The organism is Streptomyces cellostaticus (assembly GCF_001513965.1).
Lineage (GTDB): Bacteria > Actinomycetota > Actinomycetes > Streptomycetales > Streptomycetaceae > Streptomyces > Streptomyces cellostaticus.
Window position 1 is genome coordinate 20,810 of sequence record NZ_KQ948042.1, and the last position, 14,424, is coordinate 35,233.

Genomic DNA, 14,424 nt, shown 5'->3' on the forward strand with positions numbered 1-14,424 from the left:
ATGAGCGGCACAGCCGTACCGATCCTCATGTACCACGCGGTGGCGACCGCGCCGAACGACGCCACCCGGGCCCTGTCGGTCGCGCCGGAGGCGTTCGCCGAGCAGATGGCGCTCGTCGGCGACCTGGGCCTGACCCCGGTGACCACCGCCGACCTCGCGGCGCGCTGGCGCTCCGGCCGCCCGCTGCCCGGCCGGCCGGTGCTGATCACCTTCGACGACGGCTACGAGGGCGTCCACCGGCATGCCCTGCCCGTGCTCGCCAAGCACGGCTTCCCGGCCACCCTGTTCGTCTCCACCGGCTGGATCAAGGGCGCGTACGACACCGGAGGCGGCCTGGACGCCATGCTCGACTGGCAGCAGGTGCGCGACCTCGCGGACGCCGGTGTCGAGATCGGCGGGCACAGCCACAGCCACCCGCAGCTCGACCAGCTGGACGACGCCGCCCTGCACGCGGAACTGGTGTGCAGCACGGAGATCGTCACCGGAGAACTCGGATCGCGCCCGCTGTCGTTCGCCTACCCGTACGGCTACTCCAGCCGCCGGGTCCGCCGGGCCGTGCGGGAGGCCGGGTACGCCCAGGCGCTCGCCGTCGGCAACGGCCTCGCCCGCCGCCGGCAGGGGCCGTACGCCCTGCAGCGCGTCACCGTCCGCCGCAGCACGGGCGTCGAGGAGTTCGAGCGGCTGCTCCAAGGCCGCGCCATCGCCCGTAACTTCGTCAAGGACCGCACCCTCACCAAGGGGTACGCGCTCCTCCGCAGAGCACGCCAGGTCCGCCGGAAGGCCATCCGTTCCCGTGTCTGACACGACCACCACCACCGAGGCCGCATCGCCCGGGAGCCGGGCGCCCGGGCAGCCGGGGCGCCGCATCCGGCTGCCCGGGATGGGCCGCTCGCCCGGCGGCGACCAGTTGTTCCGCAACGCCTACGCGCTGATGCTCAACACCGGCATCTCCGCCGTCCTCGGGCTCGGCTTCTGGCTGGCCGCGGCACGCTACTACTCCGAGTCGGCGGTCGGGCAGGGCTCGGCCGCCATCGCCGCGATGAAGCTGCTCGCGGGGCTGACCGCGGTGACCCTGACCGGGGCCCTGGCCCGCTTCATCCCGGTGTCCGGGCAGCGCACCGGACGGCTCATCTTCCGTACGTATACGGGCAGTTCGCTGGTCGTGGCGCTGGCGGCGGGTGCCTTCCTGGCGACCCTGGACAGGTGGGGGCCGTCGTACCGCTTCCTGCACGGGCCGGTCAACGGGCTCGGGTTCATCGCTGCCGTCGTCGCCTGGAACCTGCTCACGCTCCAGGACGGCGTGCTGACCGGGCTGCGCAGCGCGCCCTGGGTGCCGGTGGGCAACACCGTGTTCTCGGCGGTGAAGCTGGGGCTGCTCGTCGCGTTCGCCGTGGCGATCCCCACCACCGGGGTCTTCGTGTCCTGGGTCGCCGCGATCGCCACCTCGGTGGTACCGCTGGGCTGGCTGGTGTTCCGGCGTCTGGTGCCCCGGCACGTCAAGGCGACCGCGGACCACGCCGAGCCGCCGACGCTGAGGGAGATCGGGCGGTTCCTCGCCGGTGACTACACCGGCTCGCTCTTCTCCCTCGCCGTGGTCTACCTGGTCCCGGTGATCATCGCCTCGCAGGTCAGCTCCGAGGACAACGCGTACTTCTACATCACCACCACCATCGGCGGCACGACCAACCTGCTCGCCATCAACATGGGCGCGTCGCTGACCGTGGAGGGCTCGCACGACCCGGGGCGGCTGGCCGCCAACACCCGGGCCGCGCTGAAGCGGATGGCCCGGATCATGCTGCCGATCGCGGGTGTGCTGTTCGTCGGCGCGCCCTGGATCCTGGGCGTCTTCGGCGACGGCTACGCGGACGCGGCGACCCCGCTGCTGCGCTGGTTCGCCCTCGGCGCGCTGCTGCGGGTCGTGATGGAGACGTACTTCGCGGTGCTGCGCGCGCAGAGCCGTACCGCCGGACTCGCCTGGCTGCAGGGCCTGTTGTGCGTGCTGGTGCTCGGGCTGACGCTGCTGCTCCTGCCCCGGATGGGCCTGACCGGGGCGGGCGTCGCCGAGATCTCCAGTCTCGCGGTGATCGTGGCGATCGCCGCGCCGAAGCTGTGGAAGACGGTCCGGGCCGCACCGTCGCAGGCCGTCGTGGAGACGGTGGCATCGGACGGGGACCTCTCCGACCTGGGGGCGCGCGAAATCCCGGCCGTCTCCCCGGCGCGCCGGCAGGGCCCGGCCTGGGCCCTGGACCACGACACCGTCGCCCTCGGCATCCACGTCGACTTCGACCACGTCGAGCGCCGGCCGGACGTCCGCCCGGGACCCGGCACCCCACCCACGGGCACACCCCTGCCGCTGCCGGTCGAGGAGCCGGAGCCGGGCGCCGAGGCGTCGCTGGGCCCGGCCGAGGCGGCACTGCTGCGGGAGGCGGTGGTCGACGCGCCGTTCGAGGAGGCGGCACCCGAGGACGCCGTGGCGTACGACGCCGTGGGCGAGGAGCCGCCGCCGCACCGTCGTCTGCTGCCCACCCGCTCCGGTGTCGTCCTCGGCTGTCTGCTGATCGCCGCGCTCCTGCTGTACTGGGTGCCCGCGCTGCGGCTCGGCGAGGGGGATCTGGACCGGATGGGCGGGCTCGGCCTGGTCTCCGTGCTGCCGCTGCCGACGCTGGTGGGGGCGGCCCTGCTGGTCACGGTGTTCGCCTCGCTGCTCTGGCTGCGCCGCGAGCACCGGGCCCTGCTGCTGGTCACCCTGCTGGCGACCGTGGTGTCCCTGCACGCGCTGCCCGCGGTGCTGGAGACCCAGCCGCGGTTCCCGACGGCCTGGCAGCACCTCGGCTTCATCGACTACATCGACCGCACCGGCTCCGCCGTACCGGACCTGGACGCCCGCTGGAGCTGGCCGGGCTTCTTCGCGGCGGCCGCGTTCGTCGCCCGGGCGTGCGGGGTCGACGACTTCACGGAGATCATCCGCTGGTGGCCGACGGCCGTCCAACTCGCCTATCTGGCCCCGATGTTCCTGCTGACCCGCTCCCTGCGGGCGAGCTGGCGGGCCAAGTGGACCGGCGTCTGGCTCTTCGTCCTGTGCGGCTGGGTCGGCCAGGACTACTTCTCCCCGCAGGGCTTCACCTATCTCCTCTACCTCGTCTTCGTGGCGATCCTGCTGGTCTGGTTCCGTGCCCCCCAGGTGATCTGGGCGACGTTCCGTCCGGGAGAAGCCGAGGTGGAGCCCGCCGACCGGCGCCAGCGGGCCGTGCTGCTGCTCGTGGTGATCGGCCTGTACGCGGCGAGCGTCCCGGCGCACCAGCTCACCCCGTTCGTGATGCTCGGGGTGCTCGCGGCCCTGGTGCTGCTGGGCCGGTCCGAACTGCGCGGCCTGCCCATCCTGTTCGCGGTGCTGGTCGCGGTGTGGGTCGGCTTCATGGCCGAGCCGTACTGGTCCGGGCACTTCAACGACCTCTTCGGCGGGGTCGGCGGGGTCGGCAGCAATGTCTCGACCTCCGTGTCCGGCCGTATCCAGGGCGGGGATTCGACACACAAGCTGGTCCTGTACACCCGGGTGCTGCTGGCCGGCTCGGTGATGGCCTTCGCCTGCTGGGGCTGGCTGCGGCGGCGCCTGCACCGGTACCGCGAGCGGTCGCTGCCGGTGCTCACCTTCGTCCCGTTCCTGGGCTTCGGCATGCAGTCCTACGGCGGTGAGATGGCGCTGCGCGTCTTCATGTTCGCCGTGCCGGGCGCGGCCCTGCTGGGCGCCCTCGCCCTCTTCCCGCGCACTGGCGTCACCGCGCAGGAGCGCGCGAAGGACCGGGCCGGCCTCGCCCCGCTGGCCGCGCTGCTGGCCGGGCTGCTGCTGATGGGCGGCTTCCTGGTGGCCCGCTGGGGCAACGAGCCGTTCGAGCGGACCCGGCCCGGCGAGGTGGCCGCCATGGACTGGGTGTACGCCCACGACCGGCCGACGGTACGGCTGCTGTGGCTGACCCAGGACACGGTCAACGACGTGACTCCGGCGATGCCGTGGGGCGCGAGGGACATGGAACGGGTGAACTACGTGCCGACGCTCGCCCCCGTCGACCCGGTGCTGGTGTCGGGCCTGGTCAAGGCGCTCAAGGACGCGGGACCGAACTCGTACCTGATGATCAACCAGAGTCAGGTCACGTATCTGGAGCTGGACGCGGGCTACTCGGCGGCCTGGGAGTCCCGGCTGATCCACAACCTGGACAACCGGCAGGAGCTGACCAGGGTCCTGGTCAACGACGACGTCACCGTGTACGCGCTGCACAAGCAGGCGGCGGGCCCGGTGCCGAAGCCGCACCCGGGCCCGATCGGGCCGCAGGTGACGTGGACGCCGTGGTCGGTGGTCGGCGCGCTGGCCGCCGTCGCGCTGATCCTGCTGCTCACCGCCCGCGAGGTGGTCCGGGTCGCGGTGCGGCCGGGCGTACGGCAACTGCGCTGGTTGCAGGGCAGCTTCTGGTTCTCGCTGCCGCTGCTGGCGGTGCTGCTGGCCTCGCTGGTGCAGCGGTTCCTGACGATGAAGTGACGGGTGCGGGGTGGCGGTGGCTCAGCGGTCGAGCCACCTCACCTCGTAGGCGTGCATGTCGAACCGCTTCCCGTCGACCTGCGCGCTGATCGTCCGGTCGAGGGTGTTGACCACGAGGACCGTCCTGCCGCTGGCCAGCACCCGCACGTTGGGCACGTCGTCCTGGGCGACGGACACGGTCTCGTACCTGGTGCCCGGCGGGAACGCCCTGTCGAACCGGGACACCAGGTCGTACATGGGCAGTGCCTTGCCCCCGTCGGCGCTGTCGGTCGGCGTCCACAGGCAGCCGGGGCAGCCGGGGCCCTTCTCCGCCTCCGGGTTCCAGTAGAAGCCGGAGGCGGCGCCGCCCTTGACCATGGCGATCAGCCCGGCGGCGTGGACAGCGAGGCGGTGCGCCTCGGACCAGCCCTTGCGTTGGTCGTTGCCGTCGGCGGGCTCGACGTAGTACTCGGCCCACCACAGGGGAAGGTCGGGGGTCTGCTGCCGTACCCACTCGCCCACCGCGGTGAGCTTGTCGGTGGCGGCGAACTCGTCGGGCAGCAGGTCGTCGTCGTTGGTGTAGCTGGAGCCGTCGACGACCACGAAGTCGGCGCCTGCCTTGTGGGTGTTCCAGTAGGCGAAGGCGTCGAGGACCCGCTGGTCCATGGCGCCCCAGGGGCCCTTCAGCGCGGTGGAGGCCTTCTGGTCGCGCGGGTCGACACTGTCCATGACCAGGTACGGCCCGCCGACCATGATGTTCTTGTCGACCTTCTTCAACGCCTGGTGGACGAGGTTGTACATCTTCGTGTAGCCCTCGTAGTCCCAGCGGCCCTCGGCGTTGTTCCAGAAGCCCTTGAACTCGTTCCAGACGATGAAGTGGCGTACGTCGGGATAGCGCCTGGCGACGGTCGCGGCGAGGTCGGCGAAGTCCTGGTAGTGGTCGGGGGTGGGCGCGGTCTCCAGGGCGCCCTGGCTCCAGTCGGTGTTGTCGACACCGGCCCGGCCGCCCTTCATCCAGTCCGGCGAGCAGCACAGCGTGACCACGGGCGTCCCGCCGGACCTGCGGATGAAGTCGATGCGGCGGTCCATCGCCCCGAAGTCGTAATGCCCCCTGACCGGCTCGGGGTTGTCGGCACCCCAGCCCATGATCGCCTGGTCCTGCGGCAGCCCGCCGTCCTTGGCCAGCAGCGCCTCGACCCGCCCGGTGGCCGTGCCGCTGCCCTCGTCGGCGCTGTACTGGGTGTGGGTGAAGCCCCAGCCCACGTACGGCTCCGGGGGTGCGGGCCGGGTGGCGGGCGTACCGTGCACCTTGTCGCCGTCGCGCGAGGTGCCGGCGATGCTCGCGACGCTCCCGGGCAGCGTGTTGACCAGGGTCACCACCAGGGCCAGAGCGGCCACACCCACACCGAGCAGGGCCGTGAGCCGCCACCGCCGAGTCTCCGTATACCACCCATGACGTCCCATCACGGACAACAGTAACGGCGGAAGTCTCGGCGGGGGCAGGTCTTGGGAACACCCAGAACGCAGCGCCCCGTAGGGGCGCGGAGCTGTTCTCGACATGCGGCTCCGCCTCGTGGGCGCGACCAGCCACGGACGGCCCGCGGTTTCGGCTCTTCCAGCAGAGCGAGCAGTGGAAATGCCGTGCGCGGAGCGCATCGGTGCCGGATCATGGCGGCATGTCTGCGAACCCACACGACGCTCTGCCGATCCGGCTCCACGTCGACGACTCCGACTCGCCGTCCGACGTCGTCGACGCGCTGTTCCTCGGCCGCTTCGCGACGGGCGAGCAGCCGTACTCGCACGCGGCCAACATCGACCGGGTGCGCTCCGGCGCGACCCTGCTGCCGGAGGGCTCCCGGGTGCTGCGGGTCGCCCGCGACGACGATCGCAGCGCGACCCTCGCCGAGGGCGACGGCTGGACCCTGCTGGTCTCGCGCTGGAACCGCGGCGCGGACGTCACCGTGACCGCGACCAGTGCCGAACTGGCCAAGGACGTCCTCCACCGGGCCACGGACGGCGCGGCCGACGAGCCGGAACCGCAGCCGGAGAACGTGACCATGGGCTTTTGGTACGTCTCCCCGAGGCGCGGCCCGCACCGCACCACCCGCCAGATCTCCGCGGGCACCTGGGACGAGGTCCGGCCCAACTACACGGCGCCCGTGGCGGACGCGATGGACCACCTGATGAAGACGACACCGCAGGACATCGCGGGCCGCCTCCTGCTGCTGCACGGTCCGCCGGGCACCGGCAAGACCTCGGCCCTGCGCACGCTGGCCCGCTCCTGGCGGGACTGGTGTCAGGTGGACTGCGTGCTGGACCCGGAGCGGCTCTTCTCCGACGTCGGCTACCTCATGGACATCGCGATCGGCGAAGAGGACAGCGCGGGCAAGGGCCGCTGGCGCCTTCTCCTCCTGGAGGACTGCGACGAACTGATCCGCGGCGAGGCCAAGCACACCGCGGGCCAGGCCCTGTCCCGGCTTCTCAACCTCACCGACGGCCTGCTCGGCCAGGGCCGCAACGTCCTGGTGGGTGTCACCACCAACGAGGACCTGGAGCGCCTGCACCCGGCCGTGGTCCGCCCCGGCCGCTGCCTGGCCCGCATCGAGGTGGGCCCGCTGACCCACCGGGAGGCGGTGAACTGGCTCGGCTCCGAGGAGGGCATCGGCCGGGACGGCGCGACCCTGGCCGAGCTGTACGCGCTGCGCCGGGGCACGGCGCCGACATCGGTGCCGGGCGCGCGGGACGCGGCGGACGCGGGCCTGTACCTGTAGTGCTTTGATGGTGCTATGACCCTGTTCGTCGGCACGTCGGGGTGGCAGTACAAGGACTGGCGGGGGGTCCTGTACCCGGACGACTGCCCGACCCGGCTGTGGCTGGAGAAGTACGCGACGCGCTTCGCCACGGTGGAGGTCAACAACGCGTTCTACCGGCTGCCGACGCGGGAGAACTTCGAGGCCTGGCGGGACCGGGTGCCGGACGACTTCGTGGTGGCGGTGAAGGCGAGCCGGTACCTCACGCACATCAAGCGGCTGAAGGACCCCGAGGAGCCGGTCCACCGCCTGATGAGCCACGCGGCGGGCCTGGGCGACCGTCTGGGCCCGGTCCTGCTCCAGCTCCCGCCGACCCTGCGCGCGGACCCGCCCCTGCTGGACACCTGCCTGGCCTGCTTCCCGCCCGGTACGAGGGTCGCGGTCGAGCCGCGCCACGACTCCTGGTGGACACCCAAGGTGCGCAAGGTGCTGGAGTCCCGGGGCGCGGCCCTGTGCTGGGCGGACGTCCAGGCCCACCCGCTGACCCCCCTGTGGCGCACCACCGACTGGGGCTACGTCCGCTTCCACGAGGGCCGGGCCACCCCTTGGCCGCGCTACGGCAAGCGTTCCCTGGAGACGTGGGTGGACCGCATCGCGACGACCTGGTCCAAGGCGGATGACGTGTATGCCTACTTCAACAACGATCCGGGCGGGGCGGCGGTGGAGGACGCGGTCGTGTTCGCAAAGGCGGCGACGAAAGCGGACCTGACGGTGACCCGCACACCGGGCACTGTCTCAGCACGCCGTCAGTCGATCCCCTACTCCCCGTAAGCCGCCCGCAGGGCATCCCGCACGGCGGCCAGCGCCTCCTCCTCCCCCAGCCCCAGCCTCCGCACCCGCTCGACATACCCCTGCGCAGCCGCGGCGGCTTCCCGCACCGCGGCCGAGCCGGCCGCAGCGACGAACGTCCCGTTGCGCCCCCGCGTCTCGATCACCCCGTCGCTCTCCAGTGCCCGGTAGGCCTTGGCCACCGTGTTCACCGCGAGCCCCAGCGATTCGGCCAGCCCTCGCACGGTGGGCAGCCGGTACCCCACCGGCAGCACGCCGGAGAGCGCCTGCTCGGAAATCTGTGCCCGCACCTGCTCGTAGGGCGGCGCGCTGTCATCGATATGGATCTTCAGGCTCACAAGGCCGATTGTCCCGTACCCGGCGGAAAATGAGAGGCATCGCAGCACGTCTGCCCGTACGGTGCCTCACCATGACAGTGATCGTGCGCGACCTGCGCCCCGACGTCCCGGCCGAGGCCGAGGGCTTCGCCCGGGTCCGCCAACTTGCCCTTCCGTACATCCTGTTCACCCCCGAGTCGGTCCGCCACCTGCTCACGCACAGCCACCCCGACGCCCGCTTCCGCTCCCTCGTCGCGGTGGAGGACGGCGAGGTGATCGGCACGGCCCAGGTCTCCCTGGTGCACGACAGCCCGGAGCCGGGCCAGGGGTACGTCAACGTCTATGTACGCCCGGACCGGACCCGGCGCGGTGCCGGCCGGCTCCTCGTCCGGGCCGGCGAGGAGCATCTCACCGCGCTCGGCGCGACCAGGCTGCTCACCTGGGTCCTGGACGAGCCTGCCAACCGTGCCTTCGCCGAGAAGCACGGCTACACGAGGGGCCGTCCCGCCCACTTCCTCCGCCTCGACCTGGCGGGCGGCACTCTCCCGCCGCTCCCGGAGGTCCCGCAGGGCGTCGAGCTGCGCACGGCGGCCGACTTCGCGGGCGCCCCGCGCCCGCTGTTCGAGCTGGACGCGGAGACGATACTGGACGAACCCGGCGACGTCGCCTTCGAGCTCACGGACTACGACGCCTGGCTGGAGCAGACCTGGCAGCATCCGCTGCTGGACCGCGAGCTGACCATGGCCGCGGTCGTGGACGGCCGTCCGGTCGCGTTCAGTGTGGCCTACACGGACGGCGCCGGCCGCTACACCACCGCGATGACCGGCACCGCCCGCGCCCACCGCGGTCGTGGCCTGGCCAAGCTCGCCAAGATCCACTCCCTGTACCGGGCCCGTGCCGCCGGCATCACCGAGGCCTTCACCGGCAACGACGCCAGCAACGACCCGATGATCGCGATCAACAAGTGGCTCGGGTACGACATCTGCGCGACGGAGGTGTGCCATGTCCGCGAACTCGGCTGAGCCCGCGGGGCGGGTCGAGGTCGTCCTGGTCAAGGGCGGCCGCACAAAGATCCGTTACCCGGCGGAGCTGCTCCACGACGACGGCGTCCATGTCTGCGTCCGCGCTCCGTGGGCGGGCGAGGGCGTCCGTGACTTCGGCTTCGTGCGCTTCGAACCGGGCGACGTGTTCACCGAGCACTACTGGCGCAACCGCTGGTACTCGGTGAAGGAGGTCCGCGCCGGGGACGGCACCGTCAAGGGCTGGTACTGCGACATCACCCGCCCGGCCGTGCGGTCCGGCACGGAACTGGTCGTCGAGGACCTCGACCTGGATCTGTGGCGCTCCGCCGACGGCACGGACGTACGACGCCTGGACGAGGACGAGTTCGCCGAGAGCGGGCTGGCGCAGACGGACCCCGAGGCCGCGTCCGCCGCCGTGGCCGCCCTGGACGAACTGGAGGCGCGGGCCCGCGAGCGCGGCTTCGAGGACCTCATGGCCTGACGCCTTCGCCTCACACCGTCGCCAGCACCGCGTACCGCTCGTCGTCCACGGTCCTCCCCCACAGCAGCGGGTCGTCGGACAGTCGCTCCACACGCACGTCCCGGGCGACCGGGGCCAGCAGGGCGGTGAGCCGGTCTGCGGGTATGCCGACCGGGCTCAGGGTCCCCCAGACGCCCTCGACCAGCAGGAGCCGGCCCTCGGGCCGCAGCAGGGTCCGCCAGTGCCCGAGGACGCGCGCGGGGTCGGGCAGCATCCACAGCACATGCCGGACGAGGACGACGTCGTAGCGCTGCTCCCCCACCGGCGGGGCCGCTGCCTCCCCGTGCAGGACCACCGCGTCGCGTCCGGCGAGCTTGGCGCGGGCCCGCTCGACCATGGCCCAGGACCGGTCGACTCCGGTGACCCGGTGTCCCTGCTCGGCCGCGAGGAGCGACAGGCTGCCGGTGCCGCAGCCGAGGTCGAGGACGTCGGCGGGGCGCTCGGGCAGCCAGGACCGGAGTCTGGCCGCCCAGGCGGCCCGCACCTCGGGGGCGCGCAGGCCGTGGTCCGGCTTGTCGTCGAACGCGGCGGCCTCCGCGTCCCAGTCCACTTCGGCACCCGCCGCAACCGTGTGCTCACGCTCGTTCGTCATGCCCCAAGAGTGACACCCGCCACTGACAGTCCCGACGTGACAGCCGCCACTGACAGACCGGCACCGATGAGGAACTCTCGCCGAAAGGGTCTACCTCCGTGAAAACACGGAACCAGGTGGGCACTGAAGGAGGCAGCCATGCGCCGCATGACCGTGCACAAGCCCCTGAAGAGGACGGACAGCCGCCGGATCCGTGAGGAGGCGGCGGAGCGCCCCGCCGGACGCCCGGAGGTGCGCAAGGACATCGCACGCACCTGGTGGCCGGACGGCTGATCAGACCAGCCGTTTCCGGTAGTGGATGCGGTCGTAGGGCCCGTCCACGCGCCGCTCCACCACCTCGTAACCGAACCTCGGATAGATCCGCTGGTTCTCCCACATCAGCGCGTTCGTGTAGAGCCCGACCTCGGGCAGACCGAGCGCACGCGCGCGTGCGTCCACGAACTCCAGCAGGCGCCGCCCCACCCCCTTGCCGTGCAGGTCGGGGTGGACGGCGATGCTGTCGAGGAACAGGTGGTCGTCGTGAGCCTCGATGACGACGAGCCCGGTCACCGGCTCCCCGAGGACGAACACCCGGCCCGCGGCCACGTTCGCCGCATGGTCCGCCTCCATGGGCTGCGGAACCACCCCGATGCGCTCGATGTAGTGGTGGTACGCCGCGTCGGTCACGGCCTTCACGGCCGGTAGGTCGGCGGCCCGGGCAGGCCGGATCTGGTCGCTCGTCATGCCGCGAACGCTATCTGCCTCAGCGCAGCCTGAGCACTCCCTTAAGACCACCATAAGGATCTCCATCACCCGCCCCCAGCAGGCGATTCCACGGTTTCCTGGGGCTAGCTTCTGATCGCCCCCACGGGATTCAGCCCATCCCCGAGGACCGTTCCGAGGAGTTCCCCATGCCCGCACGCCGCAAGGCCGCCGTCGTCGCCGCCCTCGGTATCACCGCGCTCGCTCTCTGCGCCGCGCCCGCCTCAGCGCACGGTTCGATGGCCGGCCCGGTGAGCAGGGTGTCGCAGTGCTACGCGGAGGGCCCGGAGAGCCCCAGGTCGGCCGCGTGCAAGGCGGCGGTCGCGGCCGGCGGCACGCAGGGGCTCTACGACTGGAACGGCATCCGCATCGGCGACGCCGCCGGACAGCACCGAAGGCTGATCCCGGACGGCAGGCTGTGCAGCGCGGACAACGAGGAGTTCAAGGGGCTCGACCTGGCCCGCGCGGACTGGCCGGCGACGAGCGTGAGGAGCGGCTCGTACACCTTCAGGTACCGCGTGACCGCCCCGCACAAGGGCACCTTCAAGGTCTACGTCACCAAGCCCGGCTACGCCCCGACGAAGCCGCTGGCCTGGAAGGACCTTGACCTGGGGCACCCGGTCGCGACGGCCACCGACCCGGTCGCCTCGGGCGGCTTCTCCACGTTCTCCGGCAGGCTGCCCCAGCGCACGGGCAGGCAGCTGCTGTATGCGATCTGGCAGCGTTCGGACAGCCCGGAGGCGTTCTACTCCTGCTCGGACGTCACGTTCGGCGGCGGCCACGACACGGGAGGCGGAGCGACCGCCGCCCCGACGGCCTCCGCGCCCTCCGACGACCAGATCGAGGCCGGTGCCGACAAGTCGACCATCGAGCACCACGGGCACGGCGGCGACGACGCGAGCACGTCCGCAAAGCCCACGACGGCCGTCCCGGCAGCCCCGGCCGGCGAGCCGAAGGCCGCCGGATCTTCGGAGAACCTCGCCGAGACAGGCGCCTCCACCGGCACCTCGTACCTCGCGGTCGGCGGTGCGGCAGCACTGGCGCTCGGTTCGGCGGCGCTGTTCCTGTCGGTGCGGCGGCGTGCCGCGGGCGGCCGGCACGGGCGCTGAACCAGGACTCCGGGGCCTGTCCGGCGGCTCAGGTCGGACAGGCCCCGGCGGCACGTCAGCTGAAGGCCGACGCGCAGGTGGTGGTCGTCGCGTGCGCCGGGTCGAGCGCGTTGGCCACCTCGTGGAAGGCGATGCGGTCGAACAGGCCGATCGCCACGTGCTCGGACAGGTCGAGCGGGCACAGGTCCTGGAGCAGGACGTTGTGCACGTCCGAGCCGCTCAGGTACTGGTCACGCCAGGGTGTGGCCACCTCGTCGTACTTGGTGGCGATGACCGTGTAGTGCACTCCGGGGACGGTGTCGCCGCCCGCGTTGAGCTTGGTGAGGAAGGCGGAGCCGGCGATCTGGTCGGCGAGGCCGGGGGTGGTGGCCTTGATCAGGTCCTCGGCGCCGGGGAAGTACGGCAGCAGGTGGGTGAGGCCGTCCAGGTCGGTGCCGTGGTTGTCGGGGGCGAGGCCGACGAGGGCGTTCACCTTGGCTGCTCCGCCGAGGAACTTGAGGTAGTAGCGGGGCATCATGCCGCCCTGGGAGTGGCCGACCAGGTCGGCCTTGGCGGCTCCGGTCGCGGCGAGCACCTTGTCGACGAAGGCGGAGAGCTGCCCGGCCGACTTGTCGATGGGGCCGAGGCCGTAGAAGAGGGGGACGCCGGGCAGCTGGCCGTAGTCGAGGGAGTAGACGCAGTATCCGCGGTCCTTCAGATACGGGGCGAGGGACAGCCAGTTGTCGACGGAGTTGCCCAGGGTGCCGTGGACCAGGACGACCGGGCGGGGGTGAGTGGCGGAGGGCTTGCAGGAGTAGTCGTTCCAGCCGCTGCTGGGAGCAGCGTCCGCCGCGTGGGCGGTGGCGGCGGGAACGGCGGCGACGGCGGCGGTGAGGAGCAGTGCGGTGAGGGGTCTGAACACTCGCTTCCAGGGCAGCATCGGGTGATCTCCTTGCGGCTCAAGGGAGGTGCGACGGCCTAACCCTGTGATCCGGATCACGAGGATGCTGTTCACTCGTCAAGTTACGGGCGAGTAGTGCAGATGTGAAGTTACGCGCCAGTAAAAACTTCCAGTGATAACCAGGAGCTCGTGCGGCAGCCGACGGACCGTCACCAGGCAGGCCGGATCGGGCCGTAGGGCGCGATGCGCGTCAAACCCTCCCGCAGCGCGCGCACTTCACCCTCGCCCAGCAGTTCGGCCCACCGCTCCACGACCTCGGCCGCCGCCGCCTCCGCGGCCCGGGTGCAGGCCCACCCCCGCTCGGTGAGCACGACCAGCCGGGCCCGGGCATCCCCGGGATGCGGGCGCCGCTCGGCGTATCCCTTGCGGACGATCTCGTCGACCAGCTGGCTCGCCGCCTGCTTGGTCACCCCGAGATGCGCGGCGAGGTCGGTGACCGTGGCCCCGTCCGGGGCGAGCCGCGCGAAGGCGAAGCCGTGGGCTGGCCGGATGTCCGTGAAGCCCCGGGCCACGACCCCGTCGTTGATGCGTTGCGTGAGGTCGCCCGCGACGGCGAGCAGGGCGGCGGACAGGGCCATGGCTTCGGAGTTCTGCACGGAGGCATTGAAACACCCTTGACAGGTTGGTCAAGCAGCTTGACCATATAGTCAAGCGGCTTGACCATACGAATGGAGATCACCACCATGCCCGTCGTCCGCTCGTCCGAAGCCGTGACCCACGAGATCCACGGCGCCCGTTTCGTCTCGTACGCCAGCCCCGGCACCGGAAGCAAGGAGTTGTGCGCCTGGCGGGGCGAGATCCCCGCGGGCACCAGGGCTCCCGCTCACACCGTCAGCCGGGAGGAGATCTTCCACCTGCTCGTCGGCGAGCTACTGGTCACCCTCGACGGTCACGCCGAGCGGATCTCCGCCGGTGACACGGTGATCATCAACCCGGGTACGACCCTGGCCGTCGAGAACCCCACCGACCACACCGCGCTCTCCTGGGTCACCACCTCCGTCGGCCTCACGGCGGAGCTGGCCGACGGCACGCGCCTCACTCCGCCGTGGGCCAACTGACATACACCGCAACGGG

At 71.7% G+C, this 14,424-nt stretch carries 15 protein-coding genes; 9 read left to right on the top strand and 6 right to left on the bottom strand.

Features of this window, described 5'->3' with window-relative positions; genetic code table 11:
• Positions 1-801, top strand: coding sequence for a polysaccharide deacetylase family protein (locus tag AQI88_RS34980; protein ID WP_067007388.1), 801 nt, complete (start codon positions 1-3; stop codon positions 799-801).
• A complete protein-coding gene (locus tag AQI88_RS34985; protein ID WP_067007390.1) occupies positions 794-4,531 on the top strand; it encodes a lipopolysaccharide biosynthesis protein in 3,738 nt (1,245 codons plus the stop codon). The genes AQI88_RS34980 and AQI88_RS34985 overlap by 8 nt, the downstream gene beginning before the upstream one ends.
• Positions 4,532-4,552: 21 nt before the next feature.
• Here the strand turns inward: AQI88_RS34985 and AQI88_RS34990 are convergent, their stop codons facing one another.
• Entirely contained in the window at positions 4,553-5,974 is a 1,422-nt protein-coding gene (locus tag AQI88_RS34990; RefSeq protein ID WP_067007393.1) for a GH39 family glycosyl hydrolase, read from the bottom strand.
• 212 nt (positions 5,975-6,186) lie between these two features.
• Between AQI88_RS34990 and AQI88_RS34995 the strand changes: the two genes are divergently transcribed.
• Positions 6,187-7,281 carry a DUF5925 domain-containing protein gene (locus tag AQI88_RS34995; RefSeq protein WP_067007396.1) on the top strand — a complete coding sequence of 365 codons (1,095 nt, stop codon included), beginning with the start codon at positions 6,187-6,189 and terminating at the stop codon, positions 7,279-7,281.
• A 15-nt stretch (positions 7,282-7,296) separates the two neighbouring features.
• Positions 7,297-8,091: a DUF72 domain-containing protein gene (locus AQI88_RS35000; RefSeq protein WP_067007399.1), complete on the top strand. Its 795-nt coding sequence runs from the start codon at positions 7,297-7,299 to the stop codon at positions 8,089-8,091.
• Here AQI88_RS35000 and AQI88_RS35005 read toward each other — a convergent pair.
• Positions 8,079-8,447, bottom strand: a complete 369-nt coding sequence (locus AQI88_RS35005; RefSeq protein ID WP_067007402.1) for a GntR family transcriptional regulator — start codon at positions 8,445-8,447, stop codon at positions 8,079-8,081. The two genes, AQI88_RS35000 and AQI88_RS35005, sit on opposite strands and share 13 nt — an antisense overlap.
• 71 nt (positions 8,448-8,518) lie before the next feature.
• Between AQI88_RS35005 and AQI88_RS35010 the strand changes: the two genes are divergently transcribed.
• Together AQI88_RS35010 and AQI88_RS35015 are read left to right on the top strand one after the other, a co-directional pair.
• On the top strand, positions 8,519-9,448 hold the full coding sequence (locus AQI88_RS35010; protein WP_067007406.1) for a GNAT family N-acetyltransferase: 930 nt from the start codon (positions 8,519-8,521) through the stop codon (positions 9,446-9,448).
• Complete coding sequence (locus tag AQI88_RS35015) at positions 9,429-9,929, top strand: ribonuclease FAU-1 family protein (protein ID WP_067007408.1); 501 nt, start codon at positions 9,429-9,431, stop codon at positions 9,927-9,929. Before AQI88_RS35010 ends, AQI88_RS35015 begins: the two co-directional genes overlap by 20 nt.
• Positions 9,930-9,939: 10 nt before the next feature.
• Here AQI88_RS35015 and AQI88_RS35020 read toward each other — a convergent pair whose 3' ends face one another.
• Complete coding sequence (locus AQI88_RS35020; protein WP_067007411.1) at positions 9,940-10,560, bottom strand: class I SAM-dependent methyltransferase; 621 nt, start codon at positions 10,558-10,560, stop codon at positions 9,940-9,942.
• A 138-nt stretch (positions 10,561-10,698) separates the two neighbouring features.
• Here AQI88_RS35020 and AQI88_RS48635 point away from each other — a divergent pair, with 138 nt between their 5' ends.
• Positions 10,699-10,833, top strand: a complete 135-nt coding sequence (locus AQI88_RS48635; RefSeq protein ID WP_107118754.1) for a hypothetical protein — start codon at positions 10,699-10,701, stop codon at positions 10,831-10,833.
• On the opposite strand, the gene AQI88_RS35025 is transcribed toward AQI88_RS48635, so the two are convergent.
• Entirely contained in the window at positions 10,834-11,283 is a 450-nt protein-coding gene (locus AQI88_RS35025) for a GNAT family N-acetyltransferase (RefSeq protein ID WP_067007414.1), read from the bottom strand.
• 167 nt (positions 11,284-11,450) lie between these two features.
• Here AQI88_RS35025 and AQI88_RS35030 point away from each other — a divergent pair, with 167 nt between their 5' ends.
• Positions 11,451-12,410, top strand: a complete 960-nt coding sequence (locus AQI88_RS35030; RefSeq protein ID WP_067007416.1) for a lytic polysaccharide monooxygenase auxiliary activity family 9 protein — start codon at positions 11,451-11,453, stop codon at positions 12,408-12,410.
• Between the two features lie 55 nt (positions 12,411-12,465).
• Here AQI88_RS35030 and AQI88_RS35035 read toward each other — a convergent pair whose 3' ends face one another.
• Positions 12,466-13,329, bottom strand: coding sequence for an esterase/lipase family protein (locus tag AQI88_RS35035; protein WP_067007419.1), 864 nt, complete (start codon positions 13,327-13,329; stop codon positions 12,466-12,468).
• A 170-nt stretch (positions 13,330-13,499) separates the two neighbouring features.
• The gene (locus AQI88_RS35040) at positions 13,500-13,946 is read right to left on the bottom strand and encodes a MarR family winged helix-turn-helix transcriptional regulator (protein WP_067007422.1); all 447 of its coding nucleotides are present in this window, start codon (positions 13,944-13,946) and stop codon (positions 13,500-13,502) included.
• 87 nt (positions 13,947-14,033) lie between these two features.
• Here AQI88_RS35040 and AQI88_RS35045 point away from each other — a divergent pair, with 87 nt between their 5' ends.
• Positions 14,034-14,408 carry a cupin domain-containing protein gene (locus tag AQI88_RS35045; protein ID WP_067007588.1) on the top strand — a complete coding sequence of 125 codons (375 nt, stop codon included), beginning with the start codon at positions 14,034-14,036 and terminating at the stop codon, positions 14,406-14,408.
• Positions 14,409-14,424 lie beyond the last annotated feature (16 nt).